We start from the raw sequence: 15,871 nt of genomic DNA, 5'->3' as shown, positions 1-15,871 counted from the left end.
ATGCAAACTGCTTCGTTGATGCGCGCACTGCGCGCTGTCCCAATCGTGTGGGAGTTCTCTTTCATCACCCCACCGTTTCAGAAAGTAGCGCCATGTCCAAGATCAACGATTTGCACCCCACGTTCACCCGCTTTGCGGTAGAGCCTTACACCCCCACCATCGGGGCAGTCATCCACGAGCTGGACCTGCGCCAGCCCCTGGACGCCGCCACGCAGGCCGAGCTGCGCCAGGCACTGGCCGTGCACGAGGTGCTGTTCTTCCGCGACCAACACATCACGCCGCAGCAGCAGGTGGACTTCACCCGCAGCTTTGGCAATGTGGCCGAGGTGAAGGCGTTCTTCCCCCGGCTGGAGAGCCACCCTGAGATCGAGATCGTGGAGAGCACGGCCGAGCGCCCCAAGGCGTCCAACCAATGGCATGCGGACATCACCTGGCGCGAGCAACCGCCGCTGGGCACCAGCCTCTATGCACAGGTGATCCCGGCCAGCGGCGGCGACACGCTGTGGGCCAGCCTCACGGTCGCGTACGCCAGTCTGCCGCCTGCCTTCCAGGCTTACCTGGAAACGCTCACGGCCGTGCACACCTGGGAGATCAGTGGCTGGACGGAGTACCTGCTGCGCAAGGACGCCAGCGGCGAAGAACTGAAGGCCGCCCGCGCCAAGTACCCGCCCGTGGAGCACCCCGTGGTGCGCGTGCACCCCGTCACGGGCAAGAAGATCCTGTACGTGAACCCCACCTTCACCAGCCACATCAAGGGCCTGCACCGCACGCACAGCGATGCGCTGCTGACCCAGCTGTTTGCCCTGCCGCAGGTGGCCGAGTTCCAGGCCCGCCTGCGCTGGGCGCCGGGCACGCTGGCCGTGTGGGACAACCGCTCCACCCAGCACTACGCAGTGGGCGACTTCTTTCCGCAGCACCGCAAGCTGCATCGCATCACTATTACCGAGTAGCCCCCCTGAGTCGCCTTCGGCGCCATCCCCCTTGGGGAGACGCCCCCCTGGCCTGGCAAAGCCGGTTCCACGGGTGCACTGGCCTGGGCCGCGCCAGTGTCGAAGGCCGCGAGCCATCTCCACAAGTTTTGGAATCTCACATGACCCAACCCGACACATCCAGAAAACTGCGCCTCGGCGCCTTCATCATGGCCACGGGCCACCACGTAGCCGCCTGGCGTCACCCGGGCTCACAGGTCGATTCGGGTGTCAACATCGATCACTACATCGAGGTCGCCAAAACCGCCGAACGTGGCCTGTTTGACCAGGTGTTCGTGGCCGACAGCCCCGGCGTGTGGCACAAGGGCGACCGCGAGTCCTTCAGCCGCCAGGGACGGATCTCGCACTTTGAGCCCGTGACGCTGTGGGCAGCGCTGTCGGTCGTCACCAAGCACATCGGCTTTGTGGCCACAGCCTCCACCACCTACGAAGACCCCTACCTGCTGGCGCGCAAGTTTGCGTCGCTGGACCACATCAGCAAGGGCCGGGCCGCCTGGAACGTGGTGACCACCAGCGCCGAAAACGTGCACGGCAACTTTGGCCTGGACACGCACCCGGACCCCGCCACGCGGTACGAGCGCGCCCACGAATTTGTGGACGTGGTCAAGGGGCTGTGGGACAGCTTTGACGACGACGCCCTGGTGCGCGACCAGACAAGCGGCATCTACTTTGACCCCGACAAGCTGCACGCACTCAACCACGTGGGCAAACACCTCAAGGTACAAGGGCCGCTCAACATCGAGCGCTCGGTGCAAGGCCACCCAGTGATTGTGCAAGCCGGCTCCTCGGAAGACGGCAAGGAACTGGCCGCCGCGACGGCCGAAGCCATCTTCACCGCCTGGACCAGCCTGGCCGAGGCCCAGGCCTTCTACAAGGATGTGAAGGGTCGCATGGCCAAGTACGGCCGCAGTCCTGAAGAACTGCTGGTGCTTCCCGGCATCTCCCCCGTGATTGGCCGCACCGAGGCAGAAGCCCAGGCCAAGTGGGCCGAGCTGCAGGCCCTGATCCACCCCAGTGTGGGCCTGGCCACTCTCACCCCCTTCTGGCCCGGAGAGGACCTGTCGAAGTGGAACCTTGACGCACCTCCGCCGTACATCCCCGAGCCACCCAAGGGCATCAACAGCCGCGCCCACGTGGTGCTGGAGCTGGCCCGGCGAGAGAAATACACCGTGCGTCAGCTGTACGAATACCTCGCCGGTGCACGCGGCCACTGGGTGGTGATCGGTACACCCGAGACCATTGCCGACCGCATGCAGGAATGGTTTGAGAACGGGGCGGCGGACGGCTTCAACGTGATGCCGCCTGTATTGCCCCAATCACTCAACGAGTTTGTGGACCTGGTGGTGCCTGAACTGCAGCGGCGCGGTCTGTTTCGCACCGCCTACGAAGGCACGACCCTGCGGGAAAACCTGGGCTTGGCACGGCCCGCGAGCCGGTACACAACACTGCTCGCGAAGGCGGCCTAGGCATCATGCATGGCGATCCCAATGACATCGGCAGGGCTGTCCGCAGGGCTCCTTCGTCATGTGCCACCCTGCAGCGCCGCAGGGTTGGGATGACTCGGCAGGCGCGGCTGGCCTGCCTTGACACGGCGCACGGGCAGATCGGTCGCCAGGCGTTTCAGGGCGGCCCCCCGGGATGCGGACTGAAAGCCGTGCGGTACCACCAGCACGTCCGTGCGGGCTTCATGGAGGATGCGTTGCGCAACGCTCTCGAACAGCCAGTCTGCGCACCGGGACGCGGGATGCTTGCCCACCACGATCAGGTCGGCCCCGGCACCTTGCTGCGCCACCAGCACCTGCCGCGCCGGGTCGCCCCGGCCGATGGAGGATGAAAGCCGGTTGCGCCGCGCATCGTACGAGTCGGTCAGCTTGAACATGCGGTCCTGCGCATGGCGCCTGCACTGCTCGCGGTAGATCTGGATGGCGCGTTCCGACACTTCGGCATAACGCAGCTTGCCCTCATTGGCAGTGCTGACGGCATGGAACAGTTCCACACGTGCGCGGGGGTGGAGCGCCAGGCCCAGCTCCACCAGGCGATGCGAAGCCTGAGAAAAGTCCACCGCCACCATCAGGCTCTGGTAGGGCTGTGCCGCTGCGCTACGCACCACGATCACGGGGCGCCGGCAGGCACGGAGCAACTGGATCGCAGGGTGCGCGCCGAACCAGGCCCGCAACCCGCGCTGCGGGGCCATGCCCCACACCACCAGGTCGTGACCCGCTGCCGCGCGGGCGATATCCGCCACCGTGCAATCCATGCGCGTTCCGGCATGAACAGAAATCTGGTGGCGCTGCCGAATCTGCAGCGCATGGTGCGACAGTCGCACGGCCACGTCGGGTGGCGGCACTTCGCCGGGTTGGGAGAGATACACCAGCTGCAACGCAGCCCGATGCTCTGCGCCCAGCAGCGCCGCACGCGCCAGCGCGTGCCCTCCCTGTTCAGAAAAATCGGTGACGGCAAGGATGGAACGAGGGGTCATGGTGGTACGTCCTTCTGTGGTGAACAACGCGCACTCCTCCAACGGCTGCCAATGCGATTGGCGCCAGTCTGGTGGGCAGTGATCTGGTGGTACGGCCCGCAACGGGCCGGAATACGGAGGCGACTAGGTGAGGTAGTCGCCCGTGGCCTCAGGCTGGTACTGGATGCTTTCGATGGTGGCGGAGCACTCTTCGCCATGGGGCGTTTGCCAACGGGCCACGTCTCCGGCCCGCAAGCCCAGCAGGCTGATGCCGACCGGCGACAGCACCGAGATGAAGCCCGCCGCAGGCTCGGCGTCCTGCGGGTAGCACAGGGTCAGCACCTGGCGCCGGTGGGTGTGCTGGTCCACCAGCTCCACGCGTGAATTCATGGTGACCACGTCTGCCTGCACGGTGCGCGGGCTGGTGATATCGGCGTTGGCCAGCAGGTCGTCCAGCAAGGGGGCTGGCCGGTTGCCGACCAGCCTGGTCAGGCGCGAATAGTCCAGGTCGGTGAGCGTGCGCTCGCCAGGGGTCACAACTGCATGCATACAAAGCACTCCATCGAATGCGGCGGTGCCCCGTGGGGACAAGACGGCCGCTACCGCGCTTGGCTGGTGCCCGGCGGTGGATGGTTGCGCTACAAGGGGATGAGGAGAGAGGGTGCCGCCGGGCTCAGGAATGTGCTGGCGTCAGCTGACGACGCGCGTTCTTCTTGGCCACCGCTCGCGCGCAGGCCGCTGCGCGGGGCAGCACAGCCAGGGCGGCAAAAGGGTAAACCAGAAAGGTCGTCATAAGCCGGAGTGTAGGCAACACGGGCGGTTCTGGGGGCAATAGCCCCAGGGTTCTTGCCAGATACCCGGCGGCCGGGTGGCCGGGTGGCCGATCTTTGTCGCCACCAGGGGCCACCCAGAGCGTCACGCCAGCTGGGTGGCCCCTGCGCGGCGTACTCAGGCCACTTGCGGCAGGTAGCTGGGTCGCGTGGCTGTCATCGCGAGCTTGACATGCTGTGTGAGCTCATCGGCCAGCACCTCGTCCGCGCCTGCTTCCAGGCCATCCAGCGCGCGCCGAACGATCTGAACCGGGCTGGTCTTGGGCACGTCAAAGCCGCGCGTCAGGTCGGTATCCACATACGCCATGTGCAGGCCCAGGACCTGCGTGTTTTGCGCGGCCAGCTCATGGCGCAGTGCATTGGTGAGCGACCAGGCCGCAGACTTGCTGGCCGAGTAAGCAGCCAGCTCGCCGCCATTCACCCACGACGCCACAGACAGCACGTTGAGCAGCGCCCCGCCTCCGTTGGACTGCAGGACCGGGGCAAAGGCTTTGCTGACACGCAGCACGCCAAAGACATTGGTCTCAAAGATGCGGCGCATCACCTCTTCGCTGTCGGCCGCCAGAAACCCGCCGGGCTGGGCGATGCCCGCGTTGTTGATCACCAAACTCACGTCAGACGCCTGCGCGGCGGCGGCCGCCACCTCTTCGGGGTTGTTGACGTCCAGGCGCAAAGCCTGCACGCCGGGTTGCGGGACGATGGTGGACGGATCGCGCGCCGCGGCGTAGACCTTGCGCGCACCGCGTGCGAGCAGCTCGCGAACAAAGGCCAGGCCAATGCCGCGATTGGCACCGGTGACGAGGACAACAGCGTTTTCGATCTTCATGGGAATCTCCAGGGTTGGGGTGGGACTGAACAGGGATATGCACGGGCTGTGCAACGGATGGATATGGAGTGAGGGCTCGATAGGTGCGAGACGGACGCGAGACGGGTGCGAGGCAGCAGTAAGCGAGCAGCTCAGCGCACCTTGACGACGACCTTGCCCTTGGCACGGCCGGTTTCCACGTAGGCGATGGCTTCGTTGGTTGCATCGAAGGGAAACACCTTGTCGATCACCGGGCGGATGGCCCCTGCATCCACCAGACGCGTGATCTCCTGCAGCTGGCTGCCCTGTGCACGCATGAACAGGAACGAGTAGCCAATGCCCAGCACTTGGGCACGGCGCCGGGTAACGGCGCTCAACAGCCGGAACACCATCCGCAAGAAGCCCGACGCATGAAGGGTTTCGCCGAATGCGGGATCGGGCGGGCCCGAAACGGAGACAAGTTGGCCTCCGCGCTTGAGCACGCGCAGGGACTTGGCCAGCGCCTTGCTGTCCTGGCTGTGCAGCACCACGTCATAGTTGCGCAGCACGTTTTCAAAATCTTGCTGGCGGTAGTCGATGACAACGTCCGCGCCCAGGCTTTGGACCAGTGCGGCACTGCCCGCGCCGGCGGTGGTAGCCACGGTGGCGCCCAAGTGCTTGGCCAGCTGGATGGCGATGCTGCCCAGCCCCCCCGACCCCGCCTGGATGAAAACCTTCTGCCCTTTGCTGACCTGGGCCTTCTCCACCAGCGCCTGCCATGCCGTCAAGCCCACCAGCGGGATCGACGCTGCCTCTTCCATGGTCAGGCTGCGGGGCTTGAAGGCCAGCGAAGATTCCTTGACCGCAATCAGCTCCGCAAAGCTGCCGATGTGAAAGTCGTCCGCCCGGGCATAGACCTCGTCCCCCGGCTTGAACTGCCGCACGCGCGGCCCTACTCGCACCACCACGCCCGCCACATCGTGCCCGAGGATGAGCGGCATCTTGTAAGGCAGCAGGAGCTTGAACTCACCATCTCGGATCTTGGCGTCGAGCGGGTTGACGCCCGCTGCATGGACCTCCACCAGCACCTCATCGTCGCGCAGGGAGGGAGCAGGAACATCGACAGGCCGGAGTACGCCCTTTTTGGCATAGCGATCCAGAACAAACGCTTTCATGGGGTTTCCTTTGCTGCAAGGGATTGCATGGCTGCGCGGCAGAGCCACATGGACTGGAGAGGCTCCACCAAAAACGCCGTCCCTCCATGACGCACCAGATGCTGTGCAGGGGTTGGTCCGCAATTTCGCATGATAAACATCATATGTAATGATAAAAAAATGCGTGCCATCGCACGATCAAGAAAAGGCTGGGTGTGAATCCGCGTTATGCCGTTTCTGCCGGCAACAGGTGCTTGAGCGCGGCTTCGCGCAGGCTGTCGGACAGCGCGGCGTCGTCCACAGCACGGGCAAGCACGAGCGCTCCCACCATGGTGGACAAGGTGACAAGCGCTTGTTCATGGTTTTCTGGCTGGCCCCACTGGGGTGACTGGCGCGCAATCAGATCGACCATTTCCTTGATGTGCCGGGTGGAGACGCGTCGCACCTCAGGGGACTGGCGCGAGGTTTCGGAGCCCAACGCGGCCAGAGGGCAACCCGTTTCGATGCTCTCGACATGTTCGCGCGAAAGGTAGGCCTTGAGCACGGTTGCCATCGCCTGCGAGGCGCCCCCCCCCGCCACAGCGCCCGCAACCGTCGCCACAGACTGAGCGCACGCCTGTGTTGCCGCTTCGGCGAGCATGGCCTCGCGAGACTCGAAGTGCGCATAGAAAGCACCATGCGTCAGGCCTGCTTCCTTCATGATGTCCGCAACCCCGGTGCCATGGTAGCCCTGGCGACGGATCGCCCGCGCCGCTACCGACACGATGCGCTCATGGGTCGCCTCTTTGGCGGCGGCTCGGGCATTGGGCTGTCTATTTCGCATGATGTTTATCATACATAAATCCACCATCCAGTGCAACGGCGCTTCGTCCACGGGGTTACACACACGCCCGTGCATCGTCCCCCCCCAAAAAAAATCAGGCCCCTGTGGGGCCTGGAATACGAGCAGCGCCATCAACAGGCACGTGGAGGATGGTAAAAAAGAAGGCGGGCTGCGGCTGTCTTGATGAGCCCCCAGCCCTCCCCTCCTGCGATGCGACCGTTTCCAAGCGAGCTATTCGCCTGTCGCAGTCTTCATCCAGAGCACAGCAGGCCCCCGCACGCAGCGGATCGCCTCAAGCGCCCGTTTTGTGCGCGATTCAGCCGCAACACCAGTGGTGGCGGCGGGCCGTGCTTCATCACAGCTTGGCGATGGACACCTCCGTGGACTTGACCAGTGCGACCACATCGGAACCCACGACCAGGCCCAGGTCGTCCACCGAACGGGTGGTGATGACGGAGGTGACGATGCCCCAGGGGGTTTCGACATCGACCTCAGAGACGACATCGCCGCGAATGATCTCGCGCACTTTGCCCTTGAACTGGTTGCGTACGTTGATGGCTTGAATGGACATGGGGTTCTCCTTGAATAGTCCGTTGAAAAATGAAAACAGTGGGTGAGAGAAACAGAAAAATCACACCGCCCAGCGCAGGCCATGCGCTGGCACACCTGGCCATGGCGCCTCGTGCGCAGGGTCGCCATCGGGCTTTTGCAGCACGCGGTCCAGGATGCGTTTTTCGATGGCGGCAAACGCGGCGTCACCGTGCGAACGGGGGCGTGGCAGGTCGATGCGCTGGTCCAGCGCGATCTGGCCGTCTTCGATCAGGATCACGCGGTCGGCCAGGGCCACGGCCTCTTGCACGTCGTGGGTGACCAGCAATGCCGTAAAGCCGCTGGTGCGCCACAGGCCTTCAATGAGGCGGTGCATCTCGATGCGGGTCAGTGCGTCGAGCGCACCAAGGGGTTCGTCCAGCAGCAGCAGGCGCGGGTTGTGCACCAGCGCACGCGCCAGGGCCACGCGCTGGCGCTGGCCGCCCGACAGGCGTGCCGGCCATTCGCCCAGCCGGTCGCCCAGGCCCACGCGCGCCAGCACATCGGCCGCAGCGCCGCGCCGCTCGGGAGGCAGGCCCAGGGCCACGTTGTCTGCCACACGCTTCCAGGGCAAAAGGCGCGAGTCCTGGAACATGATGCGGGTGTCACCGCTCAGGCCCGTGATGTCCCGGCCGTCCAGGCGGATCGCACCGCCAGAGACTGACTCCAGGCCCGCCACCAGGCGCAGCAGCGTGCTCTTGCCGCAGCCACTGCGGCCCACAATGGCGACAAACTGGCCGGGTTCAATCGTGAGCTCGGTCTTCTTGAGGACATCGCGCGTGCCGTAGCGCTTGTCCACACTGCGCACTTCCAGGCGCACGCCCTGCGCTGTGTTGGGATCGTTCTGGCTCATGACATCAGGCTCCGGGTTTGAAGAGAGGCACATCGAGGGCATTCACGCGCCTGGGCAGCAGCTTTTCAGCCCAAAAGGCATCCGCAATGCGCTGTTGCTCGGCAAGGGCCGTGGGCACCACGGCGCGCACCTCATAGCTGCGGCGACTATTGGCCAGCTCGATCACGCCCGCATCCAGCCCCCACACCGGTGCCAGCAGCGCGGCTGCGTCCTTGGGACTTTGCTTGACCCAGGCACCCGCCTTCTGCAGCTCGTGGAAGAACACACCGAGTACATCGGGTCGGGCCTTGGCATAGGGAGTCCCGGCCAGGTAATAGCGCTGGTAAGACGCCAGATCACGCCCGTCGGCCAGCACCCGTACCGCCGACTGCTTTTGCACGGCGGCCAGGAACGGGTCCCACACCACCCAGGCGTCAATGGCGCCACGCTCAAAGGCTGCACGGCCGTCGGCCGGCGTGAGGTAGGCGGGCTCGATGTCCTTGAACGCCAGGCCGGACTTCTCCAGGGCTGCAATCAGCAAGAAGTGCACGCCCGCCGCCTTGGCAAAACCGATCTTCTTACCCTTGAGGTCGGCCACGGTCTTGATGGGTGAATCGGCACGCACCACGATGGCCTGGGCGGCGGGCGATGGCGATTCCTGCGCCACGAAGGTGAGGTTGGCGCCGGCCGCCTGGGCGAAGACGGGCACGGTGTCGGCCACGTCGGCACTGACATCGATGTTGCCCAGGTTCAGGGCTTCGAGCAAAGGCAGGCCACTGGTGAACTCGTGCCACGAGACCTTGACGTTCAGCGGTGCCAGCAATTGCTCCAGCGTGCCCCGTGTTCGCAGGATTGTGGTGAGTGTGGATGATTTCTGCAAACCAATGCGCAAGGTCTCGGGCTTGCCTTGCGCCGCAGCCAGGCCGCTGGACAGGGCCGCAATGGCACCGAGCACGGTGCGCCGATGAATCAGGAAAGGAAGGGTCATGGTCGTGATGAATGCGTTGTAGGAATGTCGGAGTCAGGGCCCCGCAGCTCAAGCCGTCTGGTAGCCGGGGTGCCAGCGCAACCAGTAGCGCTCCAGCCCCTTGGCAAACACGTCAGCCAGCTTGCCCAGCAACGCGTACAGCAGGATGCCCACGAGCACGATGTCGGTCTGCAGGAACTCACGCGCATTCATCGTGAGGTAGCCAATACCCGCCTGTGCCGAAATGGTCTCTGCCACGATGAGGATCACCCACATCAGGCCGAGCGAGAAGCGCAGTCCCACCAGGATGCTCGACAAGGCGCCGGGCAGAATGATCTGGCGGTACAGCTGCCAGCGCCCCAGTCCGTAGGTGCGGCCCATCTCAATCAAGCCCGGGTCCACATTGCGGATGCCGTGGAAGGTGTTGAGATAGATCGGAAAGAACACCGACACGCTGATGAGGAACAGCTTGGCCGACTCGTCGATGCCGAACCACAAGATCACCAGCGGAATCAGCGCCAGCGCAGGGATGTTGCGCACCATCTGGATGGTGGAGTCGAGCAGCGTCTCGAACAGCTTGACCGAGCCGGTGAGCAGACCCAGCAGCAATCCCAGCCCGCCCCCGATGGCCAGACCCGCCAGCGCCCGGCCTGCGCTGACCTTGACGTGGGTCCACAGCTCGCCAGACAGGGTCAACGTCCAGGCTGCCTTCACCACTTCCAGCGGTGCAGGCAACACGCGGGTGGACAGCCAGCCCGAAGAAGAGGCGATCTGCCACAACACGATGAGCCCTACAGGCACGGCCCAGGGCAGCAGACGCTGCGCCACGTTGGCCACAAAGCGGACTAGCGACGCTGGGAGCAAAGGCCCTTCGAGCGGGAGATCGACGGAGTCCGCCACAGGCGATATCTGCAGCTCTCGGGTGGTCTGTGTCATGGTGTGATGTCCTGTTCGTTATCGGGCTCCAGGAACTCCAGCTGGTTACCCGCCGGGTCCTTGACGTAAAAGCGCAGGTAGCCGGGCAGCGCGCGGTTTTCCACCAGCGGCAGCTCGGCCTGCAGCAGGCGGTGGCGCAGCGCGGGCAGGTCCTGCACCTCGAAGGCCAGGTGCGACACCGCAGGCGCCGGTTGCCAGTGCTCGGTAGGCACCAGATCGATGCGCTGGGTGCCCGCGGCAAACCGCAGCGTGTTACCGGCCTGCAAGCGCACCTCCGGCAGGCCCAGCAGGCTGGCGTAAAAGCGCCGGATGGGCGCCTCGGCCCCAGCCGGGAAGGCCAGTTGCACGTGGTTGATGGACTGGATGCTCATGGCATATCTCCTGCGGTGCCGATTCAGCTTTGCGACGCACGGGGCACAAAGTCATTGGCGACGGTCTCGCCAAACGGCCCCAGCGGGTTGCCGCCAGAGAGCTTCTCGCGCACGCCCACGGGCAGCAGCGGGAACACCAGCTCGGCAAACCGGTAAGCCTCTTCCAGGTGCGGGTAGCCCGAGAGCACAAAGGTGTCCAGCCCCAGCGCCGCGTATTCCTCGATGCGCGCCGCCACCGTTTCCGGGTCACCCACCAGCGCCGTGCCCGCACCACCACGCACCAGGCCCACACCAGCCCACAGGTTGGGGCTGATCTCCAGGTCGGCCCGGCTGCGCTTGACACCACCCGCATGCAGCTGTGCCATGCGGCGCTGGCCTTCGGAATCCATGCGTGAGAACACCGCCTGGGCACGCGCCACGGTCACGTCGTCCACATGGCTGATGAGTTCTTCTGCAGCGGCCCAGGCCTGGTCTTCGGTTTCGCGCACGATGACGTGCAGGCGGATGCCAAACTTGACCGTGCGGCCCCGCTTTGCAGCGCGGGCGCGCACGTCGGCCACCTTCTTGGCCACTTCGGCGGGGGGTTCACCCCAGGTCAGGTAGGTCTCCACCTGCTCGGCCGCCAGGTCGTGGGCGGCGTCGGACGACCCACCGAAGTACACCGGTGGGTGCGGCTGCTGCAAGGGCGGAAACAGCAGCTTTGCGCCCTTCACCGTGAGGTGCTTGCCCTCGTAGTCGAGGCTTTCGCCCTGGTGGCTGCGCGTGAGGATTTCGCGCCAGATGCGGATGAACTCGGCCGACTGCTCGTAGCGCGTGGCGTGGTCCAGAAACACGCCGTCGCCCTCCAGCTCGGCCTGATCGCCCCCGGTCACCAGGTTGATGAGCAGTCGCCCGCCCGAGAGCCGGTCGAACGTGGCCGCCATGCGTGCAGCCAGTGCGGGCTGGTGCAGGCCGGGGCGCACAGCCACCAGGAACTTGAGCTTCCTGGTCACGGCAAGCAGGCTGGACGCAACCACCCACGGGTCTTCGCAGGAGCGGCCGGTGGGTATCAGAACGCCCTCGTAGCCCAGGCTGTCAGCGGCAACCGCCACCTGCTGGAGATAGTCATGGCTGAGCTGGCGAGCGCCTTTGGCGGTGCCAAGGTAGCGGCTGTCGCCGTGGGTGGGAATGAACCAGAAGATTTGCATGGGACAGGTCTCTTCAAAACGGGATCTCAACGAGGTCCGAACGAAATCAGTAGGAGATGGCAAAGCCGAACTGGGGCGGGCGCAAGACTGCGCGCCGCTGCTGACCGTTCAGCCCCCAGGCGGTGGCCGTGACGCACAGAACGCGTCGCAGCTGGGCGTGCAACGGGAAAGGCATGGGCGCAGGCATGGCAAGCTCCTTGGAACGTGTTTGTGGTCTGGGTAGTGGGGTTACAGCAGATCGACCGGCGCGGCGTGCAGCAGGTTGAGCTTTTTGGGGATCAGCTTCAGGTCGAAGAAGGTGTCGGCAATGCCTTGCTGCTCGGCCAGGATCTCGCGCGTGACCGGGGCGGTGCCGAACTGCGCGCGGTTCAGGTACAGCTCGGTGATGGACTTGTCCAGCCCCAGCACGGCAGAGAGCTCTGCGGCTGCAGCCGCCTTGTTCTTGGACGCCCAGGTGTCAATCGCGTTGACCTCTTCGATCGCAATGCGCAACACATCGGTGTTCTTGGTCGCGAAGTCGCGCGAGGTGAAGTAGTAGGCGCGGTTGTTGACCACACCCGTGGCGTCGGCCAGCAGGCGGGCGTCCAGCGTCTTCTGGGCGGCAGCGAGGAACGGGTCCCAGATGATCCAGGCATCGACTGCGCCCTTTTCAAACGCGGCGCGCGCGTCGGCTGGGGCCAGGAAGACAGACTGCACGTCGCCGTATTTCAGGCCGTTCTTCTCCAGCAGCTTGACCAGGAAATACTGCACGTTGGAGCCCTTGTTGTAGGCCACGCGCTTGCCCTTGAGGTCGGCCACGCTGCGGATCGGGGAGTCCTTGGGCACGATCACGGCCTCCAGCGCGGGGCGCGGCACCGTGGCGCCAGCGTAGACCAGCGGCGCGCCAGCGGCCTGGGCGAAGATGGGCGGGGCTTCGCCCACGTCGCCGAAGTCGATGGAGCCGACGTTGAGCGCTTCCAGCTGCACGGGGCCGGCGTTGAACTCGGTCCAGGTGACCTTCACGCCCAGCGGGGCCAGTCGCTTTTCGAGCGTGCCACGGCCCTTGAGGATGGAAAGCCAGCCCTTTTGGTGGCCCACGCGCAGCACGCGGCCGGGCGCAGTCGTTTGTGCAAGGGCCGGGGCCCCCGTGACGCCGAGAGCGGCGGCGGCCAGACCGGTGAGCAGCGCCTGGCGGCGATGAAGAGAGAAAGGTTTCGTCATGGTGATGGTTTGTTTCTAGAAAAATGGGGCGGCAAAAAGAGGCCAAAACTGCGGGAATTCAGCCCGCGACAGGCACCACCGGCATGAGCAAGAAGGCACCGATGACCACAAGCGAAGCCACCACCAGCAAGGCAACACCCAGCCAGCGCAGGGCGTCGCGCAAACCCAGGGGACGGTCTTCGAGGACCGATGGAGCCTGTGGCTGTGCGGACAGAGGGATTGCGTCACCGGACATGAACAGCACCTTTTTTTGTACAAGCAGGCAACAGCCCACCCTGCCTGCGCTCAGCGGGCATTACCAGGAAAACAATGGAAAGGAGGAAGGCGGGCGGAGCGTGGGCACCCGCGGCCAGGGCCGCAGGCGCGCGGTCCGTCAGACGCTACATCGCACTTGCGAGAAATGCACGGGCGCGAACCGTGTGGCCTGGGCGGGCGATGGGCGAAGGGTTTCGGTGACCAGCACGTTCACCGCGTCATCCAGCCGGGCGGCAATGTCGGCCTGCACGTGGTAGGTGCCCTCGGGCGTCAGCGTGACCTGGGCGTCGGTGGCGTAGATGCCGGGCAGGATGCTCTTGGCACCCAGCGACTGCAGCACGGGGCGCAGCGCGTAGTCCAGCGCCAGCATGTGGTGCGGGCTGCCGCCCGTGGCCAGGGGCAGCACGGTCTTGCCCTTGAGTGCTGTCTGCGGCAACAAATCCAGAAACACCTTGAGCACGCCGCTGTACGCCGCCTTGTAGACGGGCGTAGCCACCACCAGCACGCTGGCATCTGCCACCTGGTCAATCGCCTTCACCACGGTGGGATGGCCAAAATCGGCCAGCAACAACGCCTGGGGCGACAGGTCGCGGATATGGACGCGATCCACCAGCGCGCCACGCACCGACAGGCGCTGGGCCACGGCGTCGAGCAAGGCGGCGGAGCGGGAGCGCTCTGAAGGGCTGCCAGCGATGAGCAAGGCGGACATGGTGTTGGTTCCTTTGTTACTACTGTTTTGATAGCTACCAGCGCATGACGGACTAGCGCTTGAGCTTGTTTTTCTTATAAAAAGGACAAACAACGCCCCGCCCGGCCCGTTGGGGCCAGGGTTCTTCCATGGAGGCTGGAGCATCGCCCCAGCCGCCTTCGGGGCGGTTGGGCCTGCTTACTTGCGCGTGTAGATCTGATCGAAACTCGCGTTGTCCGCAAAATGGTCCTTGGCAGCCTTGTCCCAGCCACCGAACGCGTCGTTGATGGTGAACAGGTTCAGCTTGGGGAACTGCTTGGCGTACTTGGCCTTGGCCTTGTCAGAGACTGCGGGGCGGTAAAAATGTTTGCCCGCAATGTCCTGGCCTTCTTCGGTGTACAGGTACTGCAGATAGGCCTCGGCCACGGCACGCGTGCCCTTCTTGTCCACGTTCTTGTCCACCACCGACACGGCGGGCTCGGCCAGGATGGAGATGGACGGCGCGATCACGTCGAACTTGGTGCCGAATTCCTTTTCGAGCAGGTAGGCCTCGTTCTCCCACGCAATCAGCACGTCACCCTGGTTGCGCTGCGCAAAGGTGATGGTGGAGCCGCGTGCGCCGGTGTCGAGCACGGGCACGTTGCCGTACAGCTTGGCCACGAAGTCCTTGGCCTTGGCGTCGCCACCGTACTTGCGCTTGGCGAATTCCCACGCGGCCAGGTAGTTCCAGCGGGCGCCGCCCGAGGTCTTGGGGTTGGGTGTGATCACTTTCACATCGGGGCGCACCAGGTCGTCCCAGTCCTTGATGCCCTTGGGGTTGCCCTGGCGCACCACCAGCACGATGGTGGAGGTGTAGGGCGAGCTGTTGTGCGGCAGGCGCTTTTGCCAGTCTTTCGGGATCCAGCCTCCGTTGGTGTGCAGCGCATCGGTGTCGCCCGCCAGCGCCAGGGTGGCCACGTCGGCGTCCAGCCCGTCGATGATGGAGCGCGCCTGCTTGCCTGAGCCGCCGTGGCTTTGCTTGATGGTCACGTCCTGGCCGGTCTTGGCCTTCCAGTGCTTGGCAAAGGCCTGGTTGAACTCCACGTACAGCTCGCGGGTCGGGTCGTACGACACATTGAGCAGCGTCACAGACTGTGCAAACGACGGCAATGCCGTCAGGGCCAAACTGCCCACCAGGGCAGCGGCGAAGGGAAACTTGATAAAGTCGCGGCGAAAGTTCATGGAAGGGCCTCTTTTTGTGAATGTGTTGCGGTGCAAATCACCGATGGAACGCATTCTGGAAGGCCCTCTTCAAAACTGGAACTACTGAGATTTCAGTTCTTAATATCAAAATCATCTGAGCGAAGCCTTTTTCGCTCGCCCCACACCAAGGACATCCCATGGCACGTACCGTTCAATGCATCAAGCTCGGCAAGGAAGCCGAAGGCCTCGACTTCCCCCCCTACCCCGGCGAACTGGGCAAACGCATCTGGGAAAGCGTGAGCAAGGAAGCCTGGGCGGGCTGGCTCAAGCACCAGACCATGCTGGTCAATGAAAACCGCCTGAACCTGGCCGATGCGCGCGCCCGCCAGTACCTGGCACGCCAGATGGAAAACCACTTTTTTGGTGGCGGCGCAGACGCCGCGGCGGGCTACGTCCCGCCCAGCGCGTAACGGAGCGACGCGAAGTGCAGCGCTGCAAAAAGTGGTTTCGCCAAAACCATTTCTTCGGCAGCGGTGCTGACGCTGCGGCGGGATATGTCCCGCCCGGCACGTGACGCAACGCAACGCACCCTGGAGCGGTTCGCGGTAAAAACCGCCTTCCCTTTCC

Annotated in this window: 19 protein-coding genes; 3 read left to right on the top strand and 16 right to left on the bottom strand. The window is 64.7% G+C overall.

Annotated elements, in window-relative coordinates; translation table 11 throughout:
* Window positions 1–92: 92 nt before the first annotated feature.
* The gene (locus ASD75_RS07070; RefSeq protein WP_056744282.1) at window positions 93–950 is read left to right on the top strand and encodes a TauD/TfdA family dioxygenase; all 858 of its coding nucleotides are present in this window, start codon (window positions 93–95) and stop codon (window positions 948–950) included.
* A 140-nt stretch (window positions 951–1,090) separates the two neighbouring features.
* Entirely contained in the window at window positions 1,091–2,455 is a 1,365-nt protein-coding gene (locus ASD75_RS07065) for an LLM class flavin-dependent oxidoreductase (protein WP_056744280.1), read from the top strand.
* 56 nt (window positions 2,456–2,511) lie between these two features.
* On the opposite strand, the gene ASD75_RS07060 is transcribed toward ASD75_RS07065, so the two are convergent.
* The 16 genes from ASD75_RS07060 to ASD75_RS06990 all read right to left on the bottom strand — a co-directional run bounded on the left by ASD75_RS07060 (window position 2,512) and on the right by ASD75_RS06990 (window position 15,283).
* A complete protein-coding gene (locus ASD75_RS07060; RefSeq protein WP_056745096.1) occupies window positions 2,512–3,468 on the bottom strand; it encodes a universal stress protein in 957 nt (318 codons plus the stop codon).
* Between the two features lie 123 nt (window positions 3,469–3,591).
* Window positions 3,592–3,996, bottom strand: coding sequence for a GreA/GreB family elongation factor (locus tag ASD75_RS07055; RefSeq protein WP_056744278.1), 405 nt, complete (start codon window positions 3,994–3,996; stop codon window positions 3,592–3,594).
* 399 nt (window positions 3,997–4,395) lie between these two features.
* Window positions 4,396–5,103 carry an SDR family oxidoreductase gene (locus ASD75_RS07050; protein WP_056744276.1) on the bottom strand — a complete coding sequence of 236 codons (708 nt, stop codon included), beginning with the start codon at window positions 5,101–5,103 and terminating at the stop codon, window positions 4,396–4,398.
* Window positions 5,104–5,234: 131 nt separating this feature from the next.
* Window positions 5,235–6,236 carry an NADP-dependent oxidoreductase gene (locus ASD75_RS07045; RefSeq protein ID WP_056744274.1) on the bottom strand — a complete coding sequence of 334 codons (1,002 nt, stop codon included), beginning with the start codon at window positions 6,234–6,236 and terminating at the stop codon, window positions 5,235–5,237.
* A 205-nt stretch (window positions 6,237–6,441) separates the two neighbouring features.
* Window positions 6,442–7,050, bottom strand: coding sequence for a TetR/AcrR family transcriptional regulator (locus tag ASD75_RS07040; protein ID WP_056744272.1), 609 nt, complete (start codon window positions 7,048–7,050; stop codon window positions 6,442–6,444).
* 343 nt (window positions 7,051–7,393) lie between these two features.
* A complete protein-coding gene (locus tag ASD75_RS07035; RefSeq protein WP_015013774.1) occupies window positions 7,394–7,609 on the bottom strand; it encodes a molybdopterin-binding protein in 216 nt (71 codons plus the stop codon).
* A 60-nt stretch (window positions 7,610–7,669) separates the two neighbouring features.
* Window positions 7,670–8,479: an ATP-binding cassette domain-containing protein gene (locus ASD75_RS07030; protein ID WP_056067467.1), complete on the bottom strand. Its 810-nt coding sequence runs from the start codon at window positions 8,477–8,479 to the stop codon at window positions 7,670–7,672.
* Window positions 8,480–8,483: 4 nt separating this feature from the next.
* The gene (locus tag ASD75_RS07025; protein WP_056744270.1) at window positions 8,484–9,446 is read right to left on the bottom strand and encodes an aliphatic sulfonate ABC transporter substrate-binding protein; all 963 of its coding nucleotides are present in this window, start codon (window positions 9,444–9,446) and stop codon (window positions 8,484–8,486) included.
* Window positions 9,447–9,494: 48 nt separating this feature from the next.
* Complete coding sequence (gene ssuC / locus ASD75_RS07020; RefSeq protein WP_056067463.1) at window positions 9,495–10,361, bottom strand: aliphatic sulfonate ABC transporter permease SsuC; 867 nt, start codon at window positions 10,359–10,361, stop codon at window positions 9,495–9,497.
* The gene (locus ASD75_RS07015) at window positions 10,358–10,732 is read right to left on the bottom strand and encodes a VOC family protein (protein ID WP_056744268.1); all 375 of its coding nucleotides are present in this window, start codon (window positions 10,730–10,732) and stop codon (window positions 10,358–10,360) included. The genes ssuC and ASD75_RS07015 overlap by 4 nt, the downstream gene beginning before the upstream one ends.
* Before the next feature lie 23 nt (window positions 10,733–10,755).
* Entirely contained in the window at window positions 10,756–11,919 is a 1,164-nt protein-coding gene (gene ssuD / locus ASD75_RS07010; protein WP_056744266.1) for an FMNH2-dependent alkanesulfonate monooxygenase, read from the bottom strand.
* Window positions 11,920–11,965: 46 nt separating this feature from the next.
* Window positions 11,966–12,106 carry a hypothetical protein gene (locus tag ASD75_RS23895; RefSeq protein ID WP_165836556.1) on the bottom strand — a complete coding sequence of 47 codons (141 nt, stop codon included), beginning with the start codon at window positions 12,104–12,106 and terminating at the stop codon, window positions 11,966–11,968.
* A 41-nt stretch (window positions 12,107–12,147) separates the two neighbouring features.
* Complete coding sequence (locus tag ASD75_RS07005; protein WP_056744263.1) at window positions 12,148–13,119, bottom strand: sulfonate ABC transporter substrate-binding protein; 972 nt, start codon at window positions 13,117–13,119, stop codon at window positions 12,148–12,150.
* A 58-nt stretch (window positions 13,120–13,177) separates the two neighbouring features.
* Window positions 13,178–13,354 (bottom strand): hypothetical protein, encoded by a 177-nt coding sequence (locus ASD75_RS07000; RefSeq protein ID WP_156379578.1) that lies wholly within the window; start codon window positions 13,352–13,354, stop codon window positions 13,178–13,180.
* Window positions 13,355–13,492: 138 nt separating this feature from the next.
* Entirely contained in the window at window positions 13,493–14,083 is a 591-nt protein-coding gene (ssuE, locus tag ASD75_RS06995; protein WP_056067455.1) for an NADPH-dependent FMN reductase, read from the bottom strand.
* 177 nt (window positions 14,084–14,260) lie between these two features.
* Complete coding sequence (locus ASD75_RS06990) at window positions 14,261–15,283, bottom strand: sulfate ABC transporter substrate-binding protein (RefSeq protein ID WP_056744259.1); 1,023 nt, start codon at window positions 15,281–15,283, stop codon at window positions 14,261–14,263.
* 158 nt (window positions 15,284–15,441) lie between these two features.
* On the opposite strand from ASD75_RS06990, the gene ASD75_RS06985 reads away from it, so the two are divergent.
* Entirely contained in the window at window positions 15,442–15,714 is a 273-nt protein-coding gene (locus tag ASD75_RS06985; RefSeq protein WP_010461281.1) for an oxidative damage protection protein, read from the top strand.
* Window positions 15,715–15,871 lie beyond the last annotated feature (157 nt).

Source organism: Acidovorax sp. Root568, from assembly GCF_001427445.1.
In the GTDB taxonomy this organism is placed as follows: Bacteria; Pseudomonadota; Gammaproteobacteria; order Burkholderiales; family Burkholderiaceae_C; genus Acidovorax; species Acidovorax delafieldii.
Note: the sequence above shows the minus strand (reverse complement) of the source record. Positions and strands in the feature narration are given on the sequence as shown.

Coding starts and splice junctions, on each gene's coding strand:
- ASD75_RS07070 (WP_056744282.1), top strand. CDS start 93: ATGTCCAAGATCAACGATTTGCACCCCACGTTCACCCGCTTTGCGGTA.
- ASD75_RS07065 (WP_056744280.1), top strand. CDS start 1,091: ATGACCCAACCCGACACATCCAGAAAACTGCGCCTCGGCGCCTTCATC.
- ASD75_RS07060 (WP_056745096.1), bottom strand. CDS start 3,468: ATGACCCCTCGTTCCATCCTTGCCGTCACCGATTTTTCTGAACAGGGA.
- ASD75_RS07055 (WP_056744278.1), bottom strand. CDS start 3,996: ATGCATGCAGTTGTGACCCCTGGCGAGCGCACGCTCACCGACCTGGAC.
- ASD75_RS07050 (WP_056744276.1), bottom strand. CDS start 5,103: ATGAAGATCGAAAACGCTGTTGTCCTCGTCACCGGTGCCAATCGCGGC.
- ASD75_RS07045 (WP_056744274.1), bottom strand. CDS start 6,236: ATGAAAGCGTTTGTTCTGGATCGCTATGCCAAAAAGGGCGTACTCCGG.
- ASD75_RS07040 (WP_056744272.1), bottom strand. CDS start 7,050: ATGATAAACATCATGCGAAATAGACAGCCCAATGCCCGAGCCGCCGCC.
- ASD75_RS07035 (WP_015013774.1), bottom strand. CDS start 7,609: ATGTCCATTCAAGCCATCAACGTACGCAACCAGTTCAAGGGCAAAGTG.
- ASD75_RS07030 (WP_056067467.1), bottom strand. CDS start 8,479: ATGAGCCAGAACGATCCCAACACAGCGCAGGGCGTGCGCCTGGAAGTG.
- ASD75_RS07025 (WP_056744270.1), bottom strand. CDS start 9,446: ATGACCCTTCCTTTCCTGATTCATCGGCGCACCGTGCTCGGTGCCATT.
- ssuC (WP_056067463.1), bottom strand. CDS start 10,361: ATGACACAGACCACCCGAGAGCTGCAGATATCGCCTGTGGCGGACTCC.
- ASD75_RS07015 (WP_056744268.1), bottom strand. CDS start 10,732: ATGAGCATCCAGTCCATCAACCACGTGCAACTGGCCTTCCCGGCTGGG.
- ssuD (WP_056744266.1), bottom strand. CDS start 11,919: ATGCAAATCTTCTGGTTCATTCCCACCCACGGCGACAGCCGCTACCTT.
- ASD75_RS23895 (WP_165836556.1), bottom strand. CDS start 12,106: ATGCCTGCGCCCATGCCTTTCCCGTTGCACGCCCAGCTGCGACGCGTT.
- ASD75_RS07005 (WP_056744263.1), bottom strand. CDS start 13,119: ATGACGAAACCTTTCTCTCTTCATCGCCGCCAGGCGCTGCTCACCGGT.
- ASD75_RS07000 (WP_156379578.1), bottom strand. CDS start 13,354: ATGTCCGGTGACGCAATCCCTCTGTCCGCACAGCCACAGGCTCCATCG.
- ssuE (WP_056067455.1), bottom strand. CDS start 14,083: ATGTCCGCCTTGCTCATCGCTGGCAGCCCTTCAGAGCGCTCCCGCTCC.
- ASD75_RS06990 (WP_056744259.1), bottom strand. CDS start 15,283: ATGAACTTTCGCCGCGACTTTATCAAGTTTCCCTTCGCCGCTGCCCTG.
- ASD75_RS06985 (WP_010461281.1), top strand. CDS start 15,442: ATGGCACGTACCGTTCAATGCATCAAGCTCGGCAAGGAAGCCGAAGGC.